The following is an 18503-nucleotide window of genomic DNA, read 5'->3' as shown; positions in this document are numbered from 1 at the left end:
ATATTATGAAACAATCAGAAATAAAAGATCTTTCTGCAGCGGAGTTGCAAGAAAAACTTAGCCAGACTAAGAAGGCATATGCCGACCTAAAAATGGCTCACGCTATTTCTCCAATTGAGAACCCACTTCAAATTAGAAGTGTAAGAAGAACAGTTGCAAGATTAGCTACGGAACTTACTAAAAGAGAGTTGCAATAATTGTAATCTGCTGAAAGATGGAAGAAAAAAGAAATTTAAGAAAAGAAAGAGTTGGTGTTGTAACTTCAGACAAAATGGACAAGTCTATTGTTGTTGCTGAAGTACGTAAAGTAAAGCACCCATTATACGGTAAGTTCGTGTTGAAAACTAAAAAGTATCACGCACACGACGAAAAGAACGACTGTAACATTGGAGATACTGTAAGGATTAGCGAAACGCGTCCTATGAGTAAAACAAAATGTTGGAGGTTAGTTGAAATCCTAGAAAGAGCTAAATAATTATGGTACAACAAGAATCAAGACTAAAAGTAGCAGATAACACTGGAGCAAAGGAAGTTTTAACTATCCGTGTTTTAGGAGGTACCAAAAGAAGGTATGCCTCTGTTGGTGACAAGATTGTAGTTTCTATCAAAGATACTGCTCCTAACGGAAGCGTTAAAAAAGGAGCTGTTTCAACTGCAGTTGTTGTACGTACCAAAAAAGAAGTAAGAAGAGCCGATGGTTCATACATTAGATTTGATGACAACGCATGTGTGTTATTAAATGCTGCTGGTGAAATGAGAGGAACTCGTGTTTTTGGTCCGGTAGCAAGAGAACTTCGTGAAAAACAATTCATGAAAATTGTATCATTAGCACCAGAAGTGCTTTAATTCGTTTTTAAGATGATAAAGCTAAAAATAAAATCAGGTGACATCGTAAGAGTAATTGCTGGAGACCATAAAGGTGCTGAAGGTAAAGTTTTACGTGTTTACCGTGAGAAAAACAAAGCGATAGTTGAAGGTGTAAACATGGTTTCAAAACATACGAAACCAAGCGCGAAAAGCCCTCAAGGTGGTATCGTAAAGAAAGAAGCTTCTATACAAATATCTAATATATCTTTAATTGATCCTAAAACTAAGGAAACAACTAGAGTTGGTATTAGAGTAGAAGGAGATAAGAAAGTAAGATTTTCAAAAAAATCTAATCAAGTACTATAGTAATGGCGTATATACCTAGACTAAAAGAAGAATATAAGAGCAGAGTAATTGCTGCTCTTAAAGAGGAATTCGGATACGTAAACGTAATGCAAGTTCCAAAATTGGAAAAAATCGTTTTAAGTAAAGGAGTTGGTGCAGCTGTATCTGATAAAAAACTAATTGACTATGCAGTTGATGAGTTAACAAAGATCACTGGACAGAAAGCAGTATCTACAATCTCAAAGAAAGACGTTGCGTCATTCAAATTGAGAAAAGGGATGCCTATTGGAGCAAAAGTTACTTTGCGTGGAGAAAGAATGTATGAGTTTTTAGATAGACTTATCACTTCTGCTTTACCACGTGTTAGAGATTTTAGCGGAATTAAAGCTACTGGTTTTGACGGAAGAGGTAATTACAACCTTGGTGTTTTGGAGCAAATCATTTTCCCAGAAATTGATATTGACAAAGTAAACAAAATATCAGGAATGGATATATCTTTTGTTACTTCTGCAAAAACTGATAAAGAAGCAAAATCACTATTGGCTGAATTAGGTTTACCTTTTAAAAAGAATTAAGATATGGCTAAAGAATCAATGAAAGCCCGTGAGGTTAAGAGAGAAAAAACTGTAGCAAAGTATGCTGAGAAAAGAAAAGCTTTGTTAGAAGCTGGAGATTTCGTAGGTTTGCAAAAATTACCGAAAAATGCTTCTCCGGTTCGTTTGCACAATCGTTGCAAATTGACAGGTAGACCAAGAGGATATATGCGTCAATTTGGTATTTCACGTGTAACATTTCGTGAAATGGCAAATAACGGATTAATCCCAGGTGTTAAAAAAGCATCTTGGTAGACTGTAACTCAGTTACGTCAATACAAACACATTTATAAATTGGTTAAAGGTTCATAGGATGAGTATCCTATGAAAACCATAACCGCAAATTAATACACATGTATACAGATCCTATTGCAGATTATTTGACAAGAGTTCGTAACGCTGTGGCTGCAAACCACAAAGTTGTTGAAATTCCTGCATCTAATCTAAAAAAAGAAATAACTAAGATCTTATTTGATCAAGGTTATATCTTGAGTTACAAATTTGAGGACAACGCTGTTCAGGGTTCAATCAAAATCGCTTTGAAGTATGATAAAGATACTAAAGAGTCTGTAATTAAAGATATCCAAAGAATTAGTAAACCAGGTTTACGTAAGTATTCAGGTTCTTCATCAATTCCTAGAATCCTTAACGGATTAGGAATTGCTATTGTTTCTACATCAAAAGGTTTGATGACAGGAAAACAAGCCAAACAGTTAAATGTTGGTGGTGAAGTAATTTGTTACGTTTACTAATCATTAAAATAGTAGAAGATGTCAAGAATAGGTAAAAATCCGGTTGTAATCCCTGCTGGTGTAACTGTTGAAGTTGCAAATGGTATTATTACAGTAAAAGGAAAAAATGGTCAACTTACACAGGAGTTCTCGGACGTTACTGTAACGGTTGAAGACGGTCAAGTTCAAGTTGATAGATCGTCTGATCACAAAGACCAAAGAGCAAAACACGGTTTATATAGATCTTTAATCAATAACATGATTATTGGTGTAAACGAAGGTTTTACTAAATCTTTAGAGTTGGTAGGAGTTGGTTACAGAGCTTCAAATCAAGGACAAAAGTTAGATTTAGCTCTTGGATATTCTCATAATATTGTTTTAGAAATTGCTCCAGAAGTAACTTTAGAAACAATATCTGAAAAAGGTAAAAATCCAATTGTTAAATTAACATCATTTGACAAACAACTTTTAGGTCAAGTAGCTGCGAAAATCAGAGGTTTCCGTAAGCCTGAGCCGTACAAAGGAAAAGGTGTTAAATTTGTAGGTGAAGTATTAAGAAGAAAAGCAGGTAAATCAGCTTAAAAAATAAGATTATGTCATTAACAAAACCTGAAAGAAGACAACGAATTAGATTCAGAATTAGAAAAACAATTAGTGGTACTGCTACTAATCCAAGACTATCTGTATTTAGAAGTAACAAAGAAATTTACGCTCAACTTATTGATGACGTAAACGGAGTTACTTTATTGGCAGCTTCTTCAAGAGAAAAAGAAATAGGTAACGGTACGAACATTGAAGTTGCTACAGCGGTTGGAAAACTAGTTGCTGAAAAAGCTTTAAAAGCTGGGATAGACGTAGTGACTTTCGATAGAGGAGGTTATTTATATCACGGTCGTATTAAATCATTAGCGGAAGGCGCAAGAGCGGCTGGACTTAAATTCTAATATAGTATGTCTAATAGTAAATACAAGAATGTAGAGTTAGTAAAACCAAGTGGTCTTGAATTAAAAGATCGTTTGGTAAGTGTAAATCGTGTTACTAAGGTTACAAAGGGAGGTAGAGCTTTTGGTTTTTCTGCTATTGTAGTTGTAGGTGATGAAAATGGAGTGGTTGGACACGGATTAGGAAAATCTAAAGACGTTTCTGAAGCAATTGCGAAAGCAGTAGAAGATGCTAAGAAAAATTTAGTAAAAATTCCTTTGAATGGTCAATCAGTTCCTCACGAACAAAAAGGTAAATTTGGTGGTGCACGTGTATTTTTAATTCCTGCCTCTCATGGTACAGGAGTTATTGCTGGTGGAGCTGTTCGTTCAGTTCTTGAATCAGTAGGAATTCATGATGTATTATCTAAATCTCAAGGATCTTCAAATCCTCACAACGTAGTGAAAGCAACTTTTGATGCTTTATTACAAATGAGAAGCGCTTATACTGTTGCAAAACAAAGAGGTGTTTCTTTAGAAAAAGTTTTTAAAGGTTAATTCAAGGAAATTATGGCTAAATTATTAGTAAAACAAGTTAGAAGCAAAATCAACTGTCCTCTTACTCAAAAAAGAGGATTAGAAGCTTTAGGTCTACGTAAAATGGGACAAGTTGTAGAGCATGATTCAAACCCTACAATCCTTGGGATGATAAATAAAGTTAAACACTTAGTTTCTGTTGAAGAAACTAAATAACAAATACTGTTATGAATTTAAGTAACTTACAACCTGCTGAAGGTTCTACACACAATCAAAATAAAAGATTAGGTAGAGGAGAAGGTTCTGGAAAAGGTGGTACTTCTGCAAGAGGTCACAAAGGAGCAAAATCTCGTTCTGGTTATTCTAAAAAGATTGGTTTTGAAGGTGGACAAATGCCACTTCAAAGACGTGTGCCTAAGTTTGGTTTTACAAACATCAATCGTAAAGATTACGAAGGTGTAAATCTTGATACACTTCAACTTTTAGTTGATAATGGTGTTATTAAAGATACTGTTGATATGACAGTTTATGTTGCTAATCGTTTAGCTACTAAAAATGAAATCGTTAAGATTTTAGGTAGAGGTGAATTGACAGCAAAATTAAAAGTAACCGCTCACAAATTTACTGCTACTGCAAAAGCTGCTATTGAAGCTGCTGGTGGAGAAGCTGTAACAATGTAATTTTTCAATTAATATGAAGAAATTTATTGAATCAATAAGTAATGTTTGGAAAATCGAAGAACTGAAAAATAGAATCCTAATAACATTGGGTTTGCTTTTAGTTTATCGTTTTGGGGCTCAAGTAACCCTGCCAGGTATTGATGCTACACAGTTAGGTAATTTAGCTGGGCAAACTAAAGAAGGAATTGGTTCAATTCTTGACATGTTTACTGGAGGTGCATTCTCTCAAGCTTCTGTTTTTGCTTTGGGGATTATGCCTTATATTTCTGCTTCAATTGTTGTTCAGTTAATGGGAATTGCGATTCCTTATTTGCAAAAACTTCAAAGTGACGGAGAAAGCGGTAGAAAAAAGATTAATCAAATTACTCGTTGGTTGACAATAGGAATTACTTTAGTTCAAGGTCCAACTTATATCTATAATTTATATAGAACATTACCTAGTAATGCATTTTTATTGGGATTCAATTCATTTGAATTCTTATTTTCTTCAGTAGTTATTTTAGTTACAGGGACAATTTTTGCCATGTGGTTAGGAGAAAAAATTACTGATAAAGGAATTGGAAATGGTATTTCTTTGTTAATCATGGTTGGAATTTTGGCTAGATTACCTCAGGCTTTTATTCAAGAGTTTACAACAAGAGTTACCAATAATAATGGTGGACCAATGTTGTTAGTTATTGAAATTATCATTTGGTTATTAGTTATCATTTGTTGTGTGTTATTGGTTATGGCGATCAGGAAGATTCCTGTTCAATATGCACGTCGTACAACATCAGGTGATTTTGAACAAGACATGTTGGGTGGAAACAGACAATGGATTCCTTTGAAGCTTAATGCTTCTGGGGTTATGCCAATAATTTTTGCGCAAGCAATTATGTTTATTCCAGCAGCCTTAGCAGGTTTGTCTAAATCAGATGCATCACAATCAATCGTTGGCGCTTTTAGTAATATGTTTGGATTTTGGTATAACTTTGTATTTGCAACTTTAATAATTGTATTTACTTTCTTTTATACTGCAATCACAGTTCCTACTAACAAAATGTCTGATGATTTAAAGAGAAGTGGTGGTTTTATTCCAGGTATCAGACCAGGAGTTGAAACTTCTGATTATCTTGACAAAGTGATGTCCTTGATAACTTTTCCAGGATCTTTATTTCTTGCTTTGATAGCTGTGTTCCCAGCAATTGTTGTGAGTCTTATGGATGTTCAACAATCTTGGGCAATGTTTTTTGGAGGTACTTCATTAATAATTATGGTTGGAGTTGCCATAGACACAATGCAGCAAATTAATTCATACTTGTTGAATAAACATTATGATGGTTTGATGAAGAGTGGTAAAAATAGAAAAGCAGTAGCTTAACTTATGGCAAAACAATCAGCAATAGAACAAGACGGATCAATCATTGAGGCATTGTCAAATGCAATGTTCCGTGTAGAGTTAGAAAATGGACATATTGTAATCGCACATATATCTGGAAAAATGCGTATGCATTACATCAAATTATTACCTGGTGATAAAGTGAAACTAGAAATGAGCCCTTACGATTTGTCAAAAGCAAGAATTACTTATAGATATTAAAGGATATTCAAAATGAAAGTTAGAGCTTCAGTAAAAAAGAGAAGTCCCGAGTGCAAAATTGTGCGAAGAAAAGGGAGATTGTACGTAATAAACAAAAAGAATCCTAGATTTAAACAAAGACAAGGATAGTTATGGCAAGAATAGCAGGGGTAGATATCCCAAAAAATAAGAGAGGTGTTATAGCACTTACCTATATCTTCGGATTAGGAAAAAGTAGAGCTGTTGAGATTTTAGAAAAAGCTCAAGTTAGCCAAGATAAAAAAGTTCAAGATTGGAATGATGACGAGATCGGAGCAATTCGTGAGGCGGTATCAACTTTTAAAATTGAAGGAGAATTACGTTCTGAAGTTTCTTTAAACATCAAACGTTTAATGGATATTGGATGTTATAGAGGTATCCGTCATAGAACTGGTCTTCCATTAAGAGGACAAAGAACTAAAAACAACTCTAGAACAAGAAAAGGTAAGAGAAAAACTGTTGCCAACAAGAAAAAAGCAACTAAATAATAAGTAATATGGCTAAAGCAACTGCAAAAAAACGTAAAGTTATCGTTGAATCAACGGGAGAAGCTCATATTTCTGCTACTTTTAACAATATCATCATTTCTTTGACAAACAAAAAAGGTGAAGTTATTTCTTGGTCTTCAGCTGGTAAAATGGGTTTTAGAGGTTCTAAAAAGAATACTCCATACGCAGCCCAAATGGCAGCAGAAGATTGTAGTAAAGTAGCTCTTGAAGCTGGACTTAAAAAAGTAAAAGTTTATGTAAAAGGACCAGGAAACGGACGTGAGTCTGCTATTCGTTCTTTGCATAACGGTGGAATTGAAGTTACAGAGATTATCGATGTTACTCCAATGCCTCACAATGGATGTCGTCCTCCTAAAAGACGTAGAGTTTAGTACTCAAAATATTTATAGTATAACCTAGGTAGAATATAGATTATCGAAGGATAAGACCTGAATTCATAATCTCTACCTTAAACAATTTAAAATGGCAAGATATACTGGTCCAAGTACAAGAATTGCTCGTAAATTTGGCGAGGCAATTTTCGGAGACGATAAAGCTTTCGAAAAAAGAAATTACCCACCCGGACAACACGGGATGGCTAAAAAAAGAGGAAAAAAATCTGAATATGCTGTCCAGTTAATGGAAAAGCAAAAAGCTAAATATTCTTACGGAATATTAGAAAAACAATTCAGAAATTTATTCGAAAAAGCATCAGCTACTAAAGGAGTTACTGGTGAAGTTTTATTACAATTGTGTGAAGCAAGATTAGATAACGTTGTTTTCAGAATGGGTATTGCTCCTTCTAGAAGAGGTGCTCGTCAAATCGTTTCTCACAGACACGTTACTGTAAATGGTGAAGTGGTTAATATTCCTTCTTACCACCTTAAGCCTGGTGATAAAGTTGCTGTTCGTGAAAAGTCTAAATCATTAGAAGCTATCGAACGTTCTTTATCTAATTCAAGTCATGTTTATGAATGGATTACTTGGAATAATGATATCAAAGAAGGTACTTTCGTTTCTGTACCTGCGAGACTTCAAATCCCAGAAAACATTAAAGAACAATTAATCGTAGAGTTGTACAACAAATAATAATTGACTTAGTCGAAATTTATGGCAATATTTAATTTTCAGAAGCCCGATAAAGTTATCATGATCGATTCAACCGATTTTGAAGGTAAATTTGAATTTAGACCTTTAGAACCAGGTTACGGATTGACCGTTGGTAATGCACTTAGAAGAGTTTTGCTTTCAGCATTAGAAGGTTATGCAATTACATCTGTTCGCATTGAAGGTGTAGATCATGAGTTTTCTACTATTTCAGGAGTTGTTGAAGACGTTACCGAAATTATCCTTAATCTTAAACAAGTACGTTTCAAACGTCAAATTGAAGATATCGATAATGAATCAGTTACTATTTCTGTTTCAGGTAAAGACCAATTAACAGCTGGTGATTTTCAAAAATTTATTTCAGGTTTTCAAGTTTTGAATCCAGAACTAGTTATCTGTAATTTAGACAGTAAAATCAAACTTAATTTTGATTTAACGATCGAAAAAGGTAGAGGATATGTTCCTGCTGAAGAGAACAAAAAACAGAATGCTGCAATTGGAACTATTTTTACAGATTCAATTTTTACTCCGGTAAAAAATGTAAAATATGCCATTGAAAACTTCCGTGTAGAGCAAAAAACAGATTACGAAAAATTAGTTTTTGAAATAAAAACTGATGGTTCTATCAATCCAAAAGATGCCCTTACTGAAGCTGCAAAAGTTTTAATTCACCATTTCATGTTGTTCTCTGACGAAAGAATTACACTCGAGGCTGACGAAATTGCACAAACAGAATCATATGATGAAGAATCATTACATATGAGACAATTGCTTAAAACTAAGCTTGTTGATATGGATCTTTCTGTAAGAGCACTAAATTGTTTGAAAGCGGCTGAAGTTGATACACTTGGTGATTTAGTATCGTTCAATAAAAATGACCTAATGAAATTCCGTAATTTCGGTAAAAAATCTTTAACTGAACTAGATGAACTTGTTGCAGTTAAAAATTTGAACTTCGGTATGGATTTAGCAAAATACAAACTAGATAAAGAATAATCTAAGCCGCAAGGTTTAAATTTACATAGCAATGAGACACGGAAAAAAATTCAATCACTTAAGCAGACAGACTGCACATAGAAAATCTATGTTAGCTAATATGGCTTGTTCTCTTATCGAGCACAAACGTATTAACACTACTGTCGCTAAAGCAAAAGCGCTTAAACAATTCGTTGAGCCGCTTATAACAAAATCTAAAGCTGATACGACTCACAATCGTCGTATCGTTTTTGCTTACTTACGTAGCAAATATGCCGTAACTGACTTGTTCAGAGACGTAGCTGCTAAAGTAGGAGACCGTCCAGGTGGATACACTCGTATCATTAAAGTTGGAAATCGTTTAGGAGATAATGCTGATATGGCAATGATCGAATTAGTAGATTTCAATGAACTTTACAATGGTGGTAAAAAAGAAGTTAAAAAAGCAAAAAGCCGTCGTGGTGGAAAAGCTAAGAAAGATGAAGCTACTGAAGCTCCAGCTGCTGAAACTGAAACAACTACAGACACTGCTGAGTAATTATGAAAATAATCATTCAATAAAAATCAAGGATAAGCTAGTACTAGTTTATCCTTTTTTTTTGGTTTTTTTTGGAGCAAAAACCTTGGGATTTAATTGCGCATCTTCCTGCTGTCCACTGTATCTTTTGCTTTTAAAGAAAAGCAAAAGGATGCCGTTCCCATCAGGGCTAGATTAGAATGTTTTTATTTTACAATAAATTTCAAAAACTTGCATCCATTGCTTTAAAGGATTAAATTTGCACAATATTTAACTACAGATGAAACTAGCTTTGCGAGTTCCATGAGACTATTAAAAAAATAATAGAAATCAAAGAATGAAATATACAACACGACAAAAAGCAATTCTTTTATTAAGTGACGGAACCATATTCCATGGAAAATCTATTGGGATAAGTGGAACCACTTTTGGAGAAGTTTGTTTTAACACTGGAATGACAGGTTACCAAGAAATTTTCACTGACCCATCTTATTTTGGTCAATTAATGGTAGCCACCAATGCCCATATTGGAAATTATGGGGTAAATGATTCAGAAGTTGAATCAGAAAGTATTAAAATAGCGGGATTGGTTTGTAAAAACTTTAGCTTCAATTATTCTCGTGAAGATGCTTCAGGGAGTTTAGAAGACTATTTTATCAAGCAAAACCTAATCTGTATCTCTGACGTAGACACACGTGCGCTAGTAAGTTATATTCGTGACAATGGCGCTATGAATGCAGTCATTTGTACTGATGAAACTTCAATAGAAGAACTAAAAATTGCATTGGCAAAAGTTCCAGACATGAAAGGTTTAGAATTAGCTTCTAAAGTTTCTACCACGGAACCTTACTTTTTTGGAGATGAAAATGCAACTTATAAAATTGCGGCGCTTGATTTAGGGATTAAAACGAATATCCTTCGTAATCTTGCCAAAAGAGATTGCTACATCAAAGTATTTCCTTTTGATTCTTCGTACCAAGATTTAGCAGCATTTAATCCAGATGGATACTTTTTATCTAATGGACCTGGTGATCCGGAACCACTTTCTGGAGCTATTCAAGTTGCAAAAGAAATCCTTGAAAATGACAAGCCTTTATTCGGAATTTGTTTAGGACATCAAGTTATTGGTTTAGCAAACGGAATTTCTACTTATAAAATGTTTAATGGTCACAGAGGGATCAACCATCCTGTAAAAAACATCATTACCGGAAAAGGAGAAATAACTTCTCAAAATCATGGTTTTGCTGTTAATAAGGAAGAACTGGATAATCATCCTGATTTAGAGATTACTCATCTTCATCTAAATGATGGAACGGTTGCAGGTATGCGAATTAAAAACAAAAATTGTTTCTCAGTTCAATACCATCCGGAAGCAAGTCCAGGACCACATGATTCTTCTTATTTGTTTGATCAATTTATAGAGAACATAAAAGGATAAATTAGAATAAATTTCAAAATTAAATAGTAATAAAAAGGGTTTGACTTAATTAAAAGTCAAACCCTTTTTTTAATTACAATTACATTCCAAAAGGATATGTTTCCGGAATTTGGTTTCCGTCTGGCTGTATGTGTATGGGATGTAATGCACTTGTTTCGTCTAGAAAAATAAAAGCATCGTATCTTTTTGGTAATATTGTGGGAACATAATTTCCGAATCTTTCGTGTTCAGGATTGTAGACAACTCCTATTGCACGATGTCCTATATAAGATGAAAGACATTCTTCATCCTTTACTTTATTCATTAATAATAATTTGTTTTTGCCATTGCCAGCAAGATGAAAAGCATGTTTCCAACTGCCCACAACTGCTTCGGGAACTTTTATTTTTCGCATCGAATCACCCCATTCTCTGCCGGCAACGACACTTCCTTTATAGGAGCCAAATCCTACCGCGACAACTCCATCATTCAAATGTTGTTCTCTCATTAGCTGTCCTACATTTACCATTCCTTCGGAAGCCATTTCTGTAGCACGGGCATCGCCAATGTGGGTGTTGTGTTCCCAAACAATAATTTTAGCATCTTTTCCATGAAATTTCATAAGTCGTTTTATAGTTGAGACCATGTGTTCATCTCTAATGTTCCATGAGGCAGATCCTCTTTTTATCATGGCGCGATAATATTTTTCGGCATTTCTGGCAATAAATGCATTTTGTTCTGTGCTTAAAACATTTTCTGTATCATGGTTGTAATTGGGTACATTTTTAATGATTTCCGTAAGCATGTGCAGGATTTCTTTCTCGCATAATTCTGGAACGTATGAAGAGGCTCTGGCATAAGATTGCCCATCGTCTTTATTTTAGGGTTCAAAACATTTCATAGCTGTTTTTGCAACTGCAAGTGCTTTTGGATCATTTTTTTCTAAATATTGAATGATCGAATTCATAGATTCCCTAAAACTGTATACATCCAATCCGTAAAATCCTATTCTTTTATCAGCAGAAAGGCTTTCGTTATATACCTTGAGCCAATCTATGAATGCTGCTGTTTCCCAATTTGCCCACATCCAAGTAGGCCATCTTTTAAACTCATTCATAACGCTAAAAATATCTTTCTCGGAATCTAAATATCCTTTTGCATACCGATTTAAACGATAGCAATCCGGCCAATCTCCTTCGACTCCTACAAATGAAAATCCTTTCTCCTGAATGAGTCGTTGTGTTATTTTAGCTCTCCATGTATAATATTCATGTGTGCCATGTGACGCTTCACCTAAAAGGACATATTTTGCATCTCCTATATAGTCTATTAGTGGGTCTAAATCTGTTGAATTTTCCAATGAAGAAGCCGTTTTATTCAATAATGCTACAATTTCACTAGAATTCATTAAATTGTTAAGGTTTTTTAAAGCTTCCATCACATATTTATTTTTTAATTTAGAAATTGAATTATAAAAATTGCTAATCTGGAATGCTGTAATAGTACGTGGATTTTTTGGTTTTAAAAAAGCTGTATAAATTTAATGTATATAATTTATAATGAGGCTATTTGTGTTGATTTGTTTGCTGAAATCAATTGATTTTATGCTTAAGTAAGTGTCATTAATTTTTAGTTAATGTAGCACGCATTTCCTGAATTAGATTTTAAAGGAATTGAAAAAAATAACAGATAATGTAAAAATAAATTCTTAAAATAGCTTAAATGTTTTGTTTGCCAAAAAATTATAACGTTTTCGTTAATAACATTCATTATTTTCATAAAATCATTCAAAAAGATAGAATATATTTGTATTTTAAAATTTAAAATTTTAGTATATGAGTATTATTATCAAAATTCACGCAAGACAAATTTTCGATTCAAGAGGAAATCCTACAATAGAAGTAGATGTAATTACAGACAATGGTGTTTTAGGAAGAGCAGCAGTACCATCTGGAGCTTCAACAGGAGAGCATGAAGCAGTTGAGTTACGTGATGGAGGAAAAGCATTTCTTGGAAAAGGAGTTTTGAATGCTGTGAAAAATGTGAATACCATTATTTCTGAAGAACTTGTTGGTGTTTCAGTTTTCGAACAAAATCTAATTGATCAAATGATGATTGATTTAGATGGCACTCCAAATAAATCAAACTTAGGAGCAAATGCAATTTTAGGTGTTTCACTAGCTGTAGCAAAGGCTGCTGCTAATGAATTAGGATTGCCTTTATACAGATACGTAGGTGGTGTCTCTGCAAATACATTGCCGGTTCCAATGATGAATATCATCAATGGAGGATCACATTCTGATGCGCCTATCGCGTTTCAAGAATTCATGATTTTCCCTGTGAAAGCAACTTCTTTTTCACATGCAATGCAAATGGGAACTGAAATTTTTCATAGCTTGAAAAAAGTGTTACACGATAGAGGACTTTCTACAGCAGTAGGTGATGAAGGTGGTTTTGCACCAAATCTAGCTGGAGGAACTGAAGACGCTTTAGATACTATCAAAAAAGCTGTTGAAACTGCAGGATATACTTTTGGAGATGAAATCATGATTGCTTTGGATTGTGCTTCTGCTGAGTTTTACGTAAATGGAAAATACGATTATTCTAAATTTGAAGGAGAAACTGGTAAAGTGAGATCTTCTGCTGAACAAGTAGAATATTTAGCTGAATTAGTAGCTAAATACCCTATCATTTCTATTGAAGATGGAATGGATGAAAATGACTGGGATGGATGGAAATTACTTACAGAGAAAATTGGAGATAAAGTACAATTAGTAGGTGATGATTTATTTGTTACTAATGTAACACGTTTGTCTACTGGTATCGAAAAAGGAATTGCTAATTCAATCCTTATTAAAGTAAACCAAATTGGAACTTTGACTGAAACTATTGCAGCTGTTAATATGGCTAAAAATGCGGGTTACACTTCAGTAATGTCACACCGTTCAGGAGAGACAGAAGATAATACAATTGCAGATTTAGCAGTAGCTTTGAACTGTGGTCAAATAAAAACAGGTTCAGCATCTCGTTCTGATCGTATGGCGAAATACAATCAATTATTAAGAATTGAGGAAGAATTAGGAAATACAGCTTATTTTCCTGGTAAAAATGCTTTCAAAATCAAATAATTTCTTACGATATTTTTATTTAAAGCCATTCACGTTTTGTGAGTGGCTTTTTTTTATAATATTTAACAATTTCATTGTGTTATTCTCTTTTTAATTAGTGTTTAATTCCCTAGATTTGATAAATTATTATTTTAAAAGTTTATTTTCAATTATATTATGTCAAAAATAGCAACATTAGAAATTGATGGTAAAAAATTTGAACTGCCGATCATTGTAGGAAGTGAAAATGAAGTTGCCATTGATATTAACAAATTACGTGATTTATCAGGTGTAATTACACTTGATCCAGGTTATAAAAATTCAGGTTCTTGTAAAAGTGATATTACTTTTTTAGATGGAGAGCTTGGAATCCTTCGTTATAGAGGATATTCAATTGAGGATTTAGCTGAAAAAGCAGATTTTCTAGAAGTATCATACCTTTTAATTTTCGGGGAGTTGCCTACTGTTGATCAGTTAGCACAATTTGAAACTGATATTAGAAAATACACTTTGGTCAATGAAGAAATGAAAAACATCATTGATGGTTTTCCTAAAACAGCTCATCCAATGGGTGTTTTAGCTGCGTTGACAAGTGCATTAACAGCATTCAACCCAAAGTCGGTAAATGTTGAGAACGAAAAAGAAATGTATGAGGCTGTGTGTAAAACTATGGGTAAATTCCTTGTTATAGCAACTTGGACGTATAGAAAAAGCATGGGCTATCCTTTGAATTATTACGATAATACTAAAGGTTATGTAGAGAACTTCATGCGTTTAATGTTTGAATTGCCTACAGAACCTTACACTGCAAATCCTGTAGTAATTGATGCATTAGATAAATTATTTATTCTTCACGGAGATCATGAACAAAACTGTTCTACATCTACAGTTAGAATGGTTGGTTCTTCTCATGCAGGATTATTTGCTTCAATATCTGCTGGAGTTTCTGCGCTTTGGGGTCCATTACACGGAGGAGCAAATCAAGCAGTTCTTGAAATGTTAGAAGAAATCCATAGAAATGGTGGAGATGCTGATAAATATATGGCTAAAGCCAAAGACAAGAATGACCCTTTCAGATTGATGGGCTTTGGTCATAGAGTCTACAAAAATTTTGATCCAAGAGCAAAAATCATCAAAAAAGCAGCTAATGAAGTTTTATCAACTTTAGGAGTTGAAGATCCAATTCTTGCAATTGCTAAGAAACTAGAAGAATCAGCTTTAGAAGATGAGTATTTCAAATCAAGAAATTTATATCCTAATGTAGATTTCTATTCTGGAATTATTTATAGAGCTTTAGGAATTCCTACCGATATGTTTACTGTAATGTTTGCAATAGGACGTTTACCGGGTTGGATCGCACAATGGAAAGAAATGCGTGAAAATAAGGAGCCTATCGGAAGGCCAAGGCAAGTTTATACGGGTCACCCTTTGAGGGATTTTGTACCAACAGATAAAAGATAAAATCAGTTTAAAAAGCTTCACTAATTAGTGAAGCTTTTTTTATATTTGCCAAAAGCTAAAATACATGTTAGAGTTAAATATAAAGAATGAAACTTCGAGACTTAGAGCCGTAGTTCTGGGTTCAGCAGTCAATAATGGACCTACGCCAAAGGTTGAAGATGCCTATGATCCAAAATCATTAGAACATATTTTAGCAGGCACTTATCCGCAGGAGAAAGACATGGTAAACGAAATGGAAGCATTCAATACTGTGCTGAAAAAATATAACGTGACCGTTTATCGTCCGGAAATGATTGAAAATTACAATCAGATATTTACAAGAGATATTGGTTTTGTAATTGATGATGTTTTTGTGAAATCAAATATTTTGCCGGATAGAGAGCGAGAATTAGATGCTATTCAATATATAATTGACCAAATTAATCCTAAAAAAGTGGTGCGACCTCCAGAGGAAGTTCACATAGAAGGTGGTGATGTGATGTTGTGGAACGATTATATTTTTATTGGAACCTATAAAGGCAGTGATTACAAAGATTATATTACTGCACGAACGAATGTGCAAGGAGTGCAATATATTAAGGATTTGTTCCCAAATAAAATTGTTAAAGAATTTGATTTGGTAAAATCTAAAATTGAAGCCCGCGACAATGCATTGCATTTAGATTGTTGTTTTCAGCCGGTAGGTAACGATAAAGGGATTATCTACAAAAATGGATTCCGTGAAGAAGCAGATTATTTGTTTTTGGTAAATCTTTTTGGAAAAGAAAACCTATTTCATATTACCAGAGAAGAAATGTACAATATGAATTCCAATGTTTTTTCTATTGATACAAATGTTGTCGTTTCAGAAAGAAATTTTACCAGGCTTAACAATTGGTTGCGTGCAAACGGTTTTGTAGTCGAAGAGATTCCATACGCAGAAATTGCAAAACAAGAAGGATTATTACGGTGTTCTACCTTACCTTTAATTAGAGATTAAATATTTGTTTAGGGTTTAAAGTTTAACGTTGCCCAACATTAAACTTTAAACTGTTAAACATTAAACTAAAAATAATATGAAACAAACAACAAATTCCATATTGATGATTCGCCCGGTTGCGTTTAGAATGAACGAACAAACGGCAGTTAATAATTATTACCAAAAAGTATTAGACGGACTTTTGCCTGCAACTGTAAATGCTAAAGCGCAACAAGAATTTGATGCTTTTGTCGAAAAACTTACAGCAGCAGGTGTTGATGTTACTGTTGTTGATGATACATTGAATCCAGATACGCCGGACAGTATTTTTCCGAACAACTGGATTTCTTTTCATGAGAATGGAGATGTGGCTTTATATCCAATGTTTGCAGAAAACAGAAGGCAGGAACGTCGCGAAGATATTCTGGATATCTTGGAAGATAAAGGTTTCGTGATTAACAATATTGTAGATTATACATCGGCTGAGGAAGATGGTTTTTTCTTGGAAGGAACAGGAAGTTTGCTTTTGGACAGAGCCAACGCAAAAGCGTACTGCGCATTATCTCCCAGAGCCGATGAAGAATTATTTATCGAATTCTGTGAAGATTTTGATTATGCACCAGTAATTTTTGAAGCTTTTCAAACTGTTGATTCAGAACGAAAACTGATTTACCATACCAATGTGATGATGTGCTTGGGAGAAACTTTTGCAGTCATTTGTGCAGATTGTATCGATGATAAAAAAGAACGCAAAATGGTTTTGGATAATCTAAAAGAAAACGGAAAAGAAATCATTTTGATTACTGAGGCCCAAATGAATAATTTTGCGGGTAATATGCTTGAAGTTCGTGGAGCAAATGACAAACGGTATTTAGTTATGAGCGCAGCTGCACATCAAAGTTTGACTCCAAAACAAATGGAACAATTAGAAAAACATGCTGAAATTTTGAGTTCAAGTTTAGATACAATTGAAGCTTGTGGCGGAGGAAGCGCCAGATGTATGATGGCAGAAATTTTCTTGCCTAGAAATTAAAAAAAAACCGGATAAGATTCTGAATCTTATCCGTTTTTTTTTTTTTTTTTGGTTTTAATTTAGGATAGATTCCCTTTTATAATATTGATAATTGCACTCACGATATATTGTATTCCTATCGCAATTACAATGAAACCTACAATTCTGGATATCGCAACAATTCCAGATGCTCCAAGTATTTTTGCTAAATAATGGGCGCTTTTTAGGATGATAAAAATAGCAACTGCAATGGCAAGAATAGCAATTGAAGAAATGATGATCTCCATACTTGTATTGTGTTCCTGATAAAATGCGATAAGTAAAGAAATAGAACCAGGACCTGCAAGCATAGGGATTGCAAGCGGAGTCAAGGCAATATCATTCCTTTTTTGTGCATCAGTTTCTGCCTTTTTATTGATACCTCTCTTTTTATTAAACTTTCCTGAAAGCAAGGAAAATCCAGAACTCACAATAATAATTCCGCCAGCAATTCTTAGTGCATCAATACTGATTCCAAAAAAAAGTAATACATATTGTCCAATAAAAAACGAGACGATAAGGATGATAAATACATTTATCGCCGTCCATAAAGAAATTCTGGAACGCTCCTTTTTAGTGTCATTTTGGGTCAGTCCTACAAAGATAGGAACGGTTCCAATAGGATTTAATACCGAAAAAAGTGCGACAAACAGATAAATAAATAGATCCATATTTTGTTTTTTGATAGTGTAAAAGTACTCTTTTTTTACTTTTTAATGTTAGCGTAATGTTTTTTCTTACTTTTATAACTAAACCTGATAATTGCTAAACTCATGGGTCTTTTTTCATTACTTTTGCAAAATATAATTACAGAAAATGATAAAAAATAAAAAAACGCTAGTTCTTGGAGCTTCAACAAAACCTGCTAGATATTCTTTCATAGCGATTGAAAAACTGGTTGATAAAGGACATTCAGTTCTTGCTATCGGTCAAAACGCGGGTGAAGTAGCCGGAATAAAAATCCAGACCAAAGCTATTCCACTAAAAAATATCGATACGGTTACGCTGTACCTAAATCCTTTGCGTCAGCGTGATTACTATAATTATATCGTTGAGGCACAACCAAAACGTGTTATTTTTAATCCAGGAACTGAGAATCCTGAGTTCTATCAATTGTTGAAATTAAATGACATCAAAGTCGAGATAGGGTGTACATTGGTTATGTTGGCAACAAATCAATATTAGTTTTTTTGGAGCTATTCCAGCTATCCG

27 protein-coding genes and 1 pseudogene are annotated in these 18503 nt (G+C 33.9%); 26 read left to right on the top strand and 2 right to left on the bottom strand.

Annotated elements, in window-relative coordinates; genetic code table 11:
* Window positions 1-5: 5 nt before the first annotated feature.
* The 21 genes from rpmC to carA all read left to right on the top strand — a co-directional run bounded on the left by rpmC (window position 6) and on the right by carA (window position 10735).
* Window positions 6-197, top strand: coding sequence for a 50S ribosomal protein L29 (gene rpmC, locus CLV00_RS01170; RefSeq protein WP_035668115.1), 192 nt, complete (start codon window positions 6-8; stop codon window positions 195-197).
* A gap of 17 nt (window positions 198-214) precedes the next feature.
* Window positions 215-475 carry a 30S ribosomal protein S17 gene (gene rpsQ, locus CLV00_RS01165; RefSeq protein ID WP_039110222.1) on the top strand — a complete coding sequence of 87 codons (261 nt, stop codon included), beginning with the start codon at window positions 215-217 and terminating at the stop codon, window positions 473-475.
* 2 nt (window positions 476-477) lie between these two features.
* The gene (gene rplN / locus CLV00_RS01160) at window positions 478-846 is read left to right on the top strand and encodes a 50S ribosomal protein L14 (RefSeq protein WP_026717863.1); all 369 of its coding nucleotides are present in this window, start codon (window positions 478-480) and stop codon (window positions 844-846) included.
* Window positions 847-858: 12 nt separating this feature from the next.
* On the top strand, window positions 859-1173 hold the full coding sequence (rplX, locus tag CLV00_RS01155; protein WP_035668111.1) for a 50S ribosomal protein L24: 315 nt from the start codon (window positions 859-861) through the stop codon (window positions 1171-1173).
* Window positions 1174-1175: 2 nt separating this feature from the next.
* Window positions 1176-1727 (top strand): 50S ribosomal protein L5, encoded by a 552-nt coding sequence (gene rplE / locus CLV00_RS01150; protein ID WP_099713443.1) that lies wholly within the window; start codon window positions 1176-1178, stop codon window positions 1725-1727.
* A gap of 3 nt (window positions 1728-1730) precedes the next feature.
* Window positions 1731-2000, top strand: coding sequence for a 30S ribosomal protein S14 (gene rpsN / locus CLV00_RS01145; RefSeq protein WP_026707007.1), 270 nt, complete (start codon window positions 1731-1733; stop codon window positions 1998-2000).
* A 98-nt stretch (window positions 2001-2098) separates the two neighbouring features.
* Entirely contained in the window at window positions 2099-2497 is a 399-nt protein-coding gene (gene rpsH, locus CLV00_RS01140) for a 30S ribosomal protein S8 (RefSeq protein ID WP_099713442.1), read from the top strand.
* An 18-nt stretch (window positions 2498-2515) separates the two neighbouring features.
* Window positions 2516-3058, top strand: coding sequence for a 50S ribosomal protein L6 (rplF, locus tag CLV00_RS01135; RefSeq protein ID WP_099713441.1), 543 nt, complete (start codon window positions 2516-2518; stop codon window positions 3056-3058).
* An 11-nt stretch (window positions 3059-3069) separates the two neighbouring features.
* Window positions 3070-3420: a 50S ribosomal protein L18 gene (gene rplR, locus CLV00_RS01130; protein ID WP_039110219.1), complete on the top strand. Its 351-nt coding sequence runs from the start codon at window positions 3070-3072 to the stop codon at window positions 3418-3420.
* A 6-nt stretch (window positions 3421-3426) separates the two neighbouring features.
* A complete protein-coding gene (rpsE, locus tag CLV00_RS01125; RefSeq protein ID WP_035668102.1) occupies window positions 3427-3954 on the top strand; it encodes a 30S ribosomal protein S5 in 528 nt (175 codons plus the stop codon).
* Window positions 3955-3966: 12 nt separating this feature from the next.
* On the top strand, window positions 3967-4149 hold the full coding sequence (gene rpmD / locus CLV00_RS01120) for a 50S ribosomal protein L30 (protein WP_035668100.1): 183 nt from the start codon (window positions 3967-3969) through the stop codon (window positions 4147-4149).
* A gap of 11 nt (window positions 4150-4160) precedes the next feature.
* Window positions 4161-4613 (top strand): 50S ribosomal protein L15, encoded by a 453-nt coding sequence (gene rplO / locus CLV00_RS01115; protein ID WP_066081007.1) that lies wholly within the window; start codon window positions 4161-4163, stop codon window positions 4611-4613.
* Window positions 4614-4626: 13 nt separating this feature from the next.
* Window positions 4627-5973: a preprotein translocase subunit SecY gene (gene secY, locus CLV00_RS01110; protein WP_099713440.1), complete on the top strand. Its 1347-nt coding sequence runs from the start codon at window positions 4627-4629 to the stop codon at window positions 5971-5973.
* Window positions 5974-5976: 3 nt separating this feature from the next.
* A complete protein-coding gene (infA, locus tag CLV00_RS01105; protein WP_007136545.1) occupies window positions 5977-6192 on the top strand; it encodes a translation initiation factor IF-1 in 216 nt (71 codons plus the stop codon).
* Window positions 6193-6204: 12 nt separating this feature from the next.
* Window positions 6205-6321 carry a type B 50S ribosomal protein L36 gene (gene ykgO, locus CLV00_RS01100; protein ID WP_008992256.1) on the top strand — a complete coding sequence of 39 codons (117 nt, stop codon included), beginning with the start codon at window positions 6205-6207 and terminating at the stop codon, window positions 6319-6321.
* Between the two features lie 2 nt (window positions 6322-6323).
* On the top strand, window positions 6324-6698 hold the full coding sequence (rpsM, locus tag CLV00_RS01095; RefSeq protein WP_091203660.1) for a 30S ribosomal protein S13: 375 nt from the start codon (window positions 6324-6326) through the stop codon (window positions 6696-6698).
* An 8-nt stretch (window positions 6699-6706) separates the two neighbouring features.
* Window positions 6707-7090, top strand: coding sequence for a 30S ribosomal protein S11 (gene rpsK / locus CLV00_RS01090; RefSeq protein ID WP_024981527.1), 384 nt, complete (start codon window positions 6707-6709; stop codon window positions 7088-7090).
* Between the two features lie 91 nt (window positions 7091-7181).
* Window positions 7182-7787 (top strand): 30S ribosomal protein S4, encoded by a 606-nt coding sequence (rpsD, locus tag CLV00_RS01085; RefSeq protein WP_099713439.1) that lies wholly within the window; start codon window positions 7182-7184, stop codon window positions 7785-7787.
* Between the two features lie 21 nt (window positions 7788-7808).
* Window positions 7809-8801, top strand: coding sequence for a DNA-directed RNA polymerase subunit alpha (locus CLV00_RS01080; RefSeq protein ID WP_039110214.1), 993 nt, complete (start codon window positions 7809-7811; stop codon window positions 8799-8801).
* A gap of 31 nt (window positions 8802-8832) precedes the next feature.
* Complete coding sequence (gene rplQ / locus CLV00_RS01075) at window positions 8833-9318, top strand: 50S ribosomal protein L17 (protein WP_099713438.1); 486 nt, start codon at window positions 8833-8835, stop codon at window positions 9316-9318.
* A gap of 316 nt (window positions 9319-9634) precedes the next feature.
* Window positions 9635-10735: a glutamine-hydrolyzing carbamoyl-phosphate synthase small subunit gene (gene carA, locus CLV00_RS01070; protein ID WP_099713437.1), complete on the top strand. Its 1101-nt coding sequence runs from the start codon at window positions 9635-9637 to the stop codon at window positions 10733-10735.
* Between the two features lie 79 nt (window positions 10736-10814).
* Here carA and CLV00_RS16505 read toward each other — a convergent pair.
* Window positions 10815-12122: pseudogene (locus tag CLV00_RS16505) on the bottom strand (erythromycin esterase family protein).
* 427 nt (window positions 12123-12549) lie between these two features.
* On the opposite strand from CLV00_RS16505, the gene eno reads away from it, so the two are divergent.
* The 4 genes from eno (at window position 12550) to ctlX (ending at window position 17273) form a co-directional block, all read left to right on the top strand.
* Window positions 12550-13842, top strand: coding sequence for a phosphopyruvate hydratase (gene eno, locus CLV00_RS01060; RefSeq protein WP_099713436.1), 1293 nt, complete (start codon window positions 12550-12552; stop codon window positions 13840-13842).
* Between the two features lie 156 nt (window positions 13843-13998).
* A complete protein-coding gene (locus tag CLV00_RS01055; protein ID WP_099713435.1) occupies window positions 13999-15282 on the top strand; it encodes a citrate synthase in 1284 nt (427 codons plus the stop codon).
* Between the two features lie 64 nt (window positions 15283-15346).
* Complete coding sequence (locus CLV00_RS01050) at window positions 15347-16261, top strand: dimethylarginine dimethylaminohydrolase family protein (RefSeq protein ID WP_099713434.1); 915 nt, start codon at window positions 15347-15349, stop codon at window positions 16259-16261.
* A 76-nt stretch (window positions 16262-16337) separates the two neighbouring features.
* Window positions 16338-17273 carry a citrulline utilization hydrolase CtlX gene (ctlX, locus tag CLV00_RS01045; protein WP_099713433.1) on the top strand — a complete coding sequence of 312 codons (936 nt, stop codon included), beginning with the start codon at window positions 16338-16340 and terminating at the stop codon, window positions 17271-17273.
* Window positions 17274-17332: 59 nt separating this feature from the next.
* On the opposite strand, the gene CLV00_RS01040 is transcribed toward ctlX, so the two are convergent.
* The gene (locus CLV00_RS01040) at window positions 17333-17962 is read right to left on the bottom strand and encodes a MarC family NAAT transporter (RefSeq protein ID WP_099713432.1); all 630 of its coding nucleotides are present in this window, start codon (window positions 17960-17962) and stop codon (window positions 17333-17335) included.
* A 148-nt stretch (window positions 17963-18110) separates the two neighbouring features.
* Between CLV00_RS01040 and CLV00_RS01035 the strand changes: the two genes are divergently transcribed.
* Window positions 18111-18476 carry a CoA-binding protein gene (locus CLV00_RS01035; protein WP_099716185.1) on the top strand — a complete coding sequence of 122 codons (366 nt, stop codon included), beginning with the start codon at window positions 18111-18113 and terminating at the stop codon, window positions 18474-18476.
* The last annotated feature ends 27 nt before the right edge of the window (window positions 18477-18503 follow it).

The organism is Flavobacterium sp. 11, from assembly GCF_002754315.1.
GTDB classification, from domain to species: Bacteria; Bacteroidota; Bacteroidia; order Flavobacteriales; family Flavobacteriaceae; genus Flavobacterium; species Flavobacterium algoritolerans.
Note: the sequence above shows the minus strand (reverse complement) of the source record. Positions and strands in the feature narration are given on the sequence as shown.

Coding starts and splice junctions, on each gene's coding strand:
- rpmC (WP_035668115.1), top strand. CDS start 6: ATGAAACAATCAGAAATAAAAGATCTTTCTGCAGCGGAGTTGCAAGAA.
- rpsQ (WP_039110222.1), top strand. CDS start 215: ATGGAAGAAAAAAGAAATTTAAGAAAAGAAAGAGTTGGTGTTGTAACT.
- rplN (WP_026717863.1), top strand. CDS start 478: ATGGTACAACAAGAATCAAGACTAAAAGTAGCAGATAACACTGGAGCA.
- rplX (WP_035668111.1), top strand. CDS start 859: ATGATAAAGCTAAAAATAAAATCAGGTGACATCGTAAGAGTAATTGCT.
- rplE (WP_099713443.1), top strand. CDS start 1,176: ATGGCGTATATACCTAGACTAAAAGAAGAATATAAGAGCAGAGTAATT.
- rpsN (WP_026707007.1), top strand. CDS start 1,731: ATGGCTAAAGAATCAATGAAAGCCCGTGAGGTTAAGAGAGAAAAAACT.
- rpsH (WP_099713442.1), top strand. CDS start 2,099: ATGTATACAGATCCTATTGCAGATTATTTGACAAGAGTTCGTAACGCT.
- rplF (WP_099713441.1), top strand. CDS start 2,516: ATGTCAAGAATAGGTAAAAATCCGGTTGTAATCCCTGCTGGTGTAACT.
- rplR (WP_039110219.1), top strand. CDS start 3,070: ATGTCATTAACAAAACCTGAAAGAAGACAACGAATTAGATTCAGAATT.
- rpsE (WP_035668102.1), top strand. CDS start 3,427: ATGTCTAATAGTAAATACAAGAATGTAGAGTTAGTAAAACCAAGTGGT.
- rpmD (WP_035668100.1), top strand. CDS start 3,967: ATGGCTAAATTATTAGTAAAACAAGTTAGAAGCAAAATCAACTGTCCT.
- rplO (WP_066081007.1), top strand. CDS start 4,161: ATGAATTTAAGTAACTTACAACCTGCTGAAGGTTCTACACACAATCAA.
- secY (WP_099713440.1), top strand. CDS start 4,627: ATGAAGAAATTTATTGAATCAATAAGTAATGTTTGGAAAATCGAAGAA.
- infA (WP_007136545.1), top strand. CDS start 5,977: ATGGCAAAACAATCAGCAATAGAACAAGACGGATCAATCATTGAGGCA.
- ykgO (WP_008992256.1), top strand. CDS start 6,205: ATGAAAGTTAGAGCTTCAGTAAAAAAGAGAAGTCCCGAGTGCAAAATT.
- rpsM (WP_091203660.1), top strand. CDS start 6,324: ATGGCAAGAATAGCAGGGGTAGATATCCCAAAAAATAAGAGAGGTGTT.
- rpsK (WP_024981527.1), top strand. CDS start 6,707: ATGGCTAAAGCAACTGCAAAAAAACGTAAAGTTATCGTTGAATCAACG.
- rpsD (WP_099713439.1), top strand. CDS start 7,182: ATGGCAAGATATACTGGTCCAAGTACAAGAATTGCTCGTAAATTTGGC.
- CLV00_RS01080 (WP_039110214.1), top strand. CDS start 7,809: ATGGCAATATTTAATTTTCAGAAGCCCGATAAAGTTATCATGATCGAT.
- rplQ (WP_099713438.1), top strand. CDS start 8,833: ATGAGACACGGAAAAAAATTCAATCACTTAAGCAGACAGACTGCACAT.
- carA (WP_099713437.1), top strand. CDS start 9,635: ATGAAATATACAACACGACAAAAAGCAATTCTTTTATTAAGTGACGGA.
- eno (WP_099713436.1), top strand. CDS start 12,550: ATGAGTATTATTATCAAAATTCACGCAAGACAAATTTTCGATTCAAGA.
- CLV00_RS01055 (WP_099713435.1), top strand. CDS start 13,999: ATGTCAAAAATAGCAACATTAGAAATTGATGGTAAAAAATTTGAACTG.
- CLV00_RS01050 (WP_099713434.1), top strand. CDS start 15,347: ATGTTAGAGTTAAATATAAAGAATGAAACTTCGAGACTTAGAGCCGTA.
- ctlX (WP_099713433.1), top strand. CDS start 16,338: ATGAAACAAACAACAAATTCCATATTGATGATTCGCCCGGTTGCGTTT.
- CLV00_RS01040 (WP_099713432.1), bottom strand. CDS start 17,962: ATGGATCTATTTATTTATCTGTTTGTCGCACTTTTTTCGGTATTAAAT.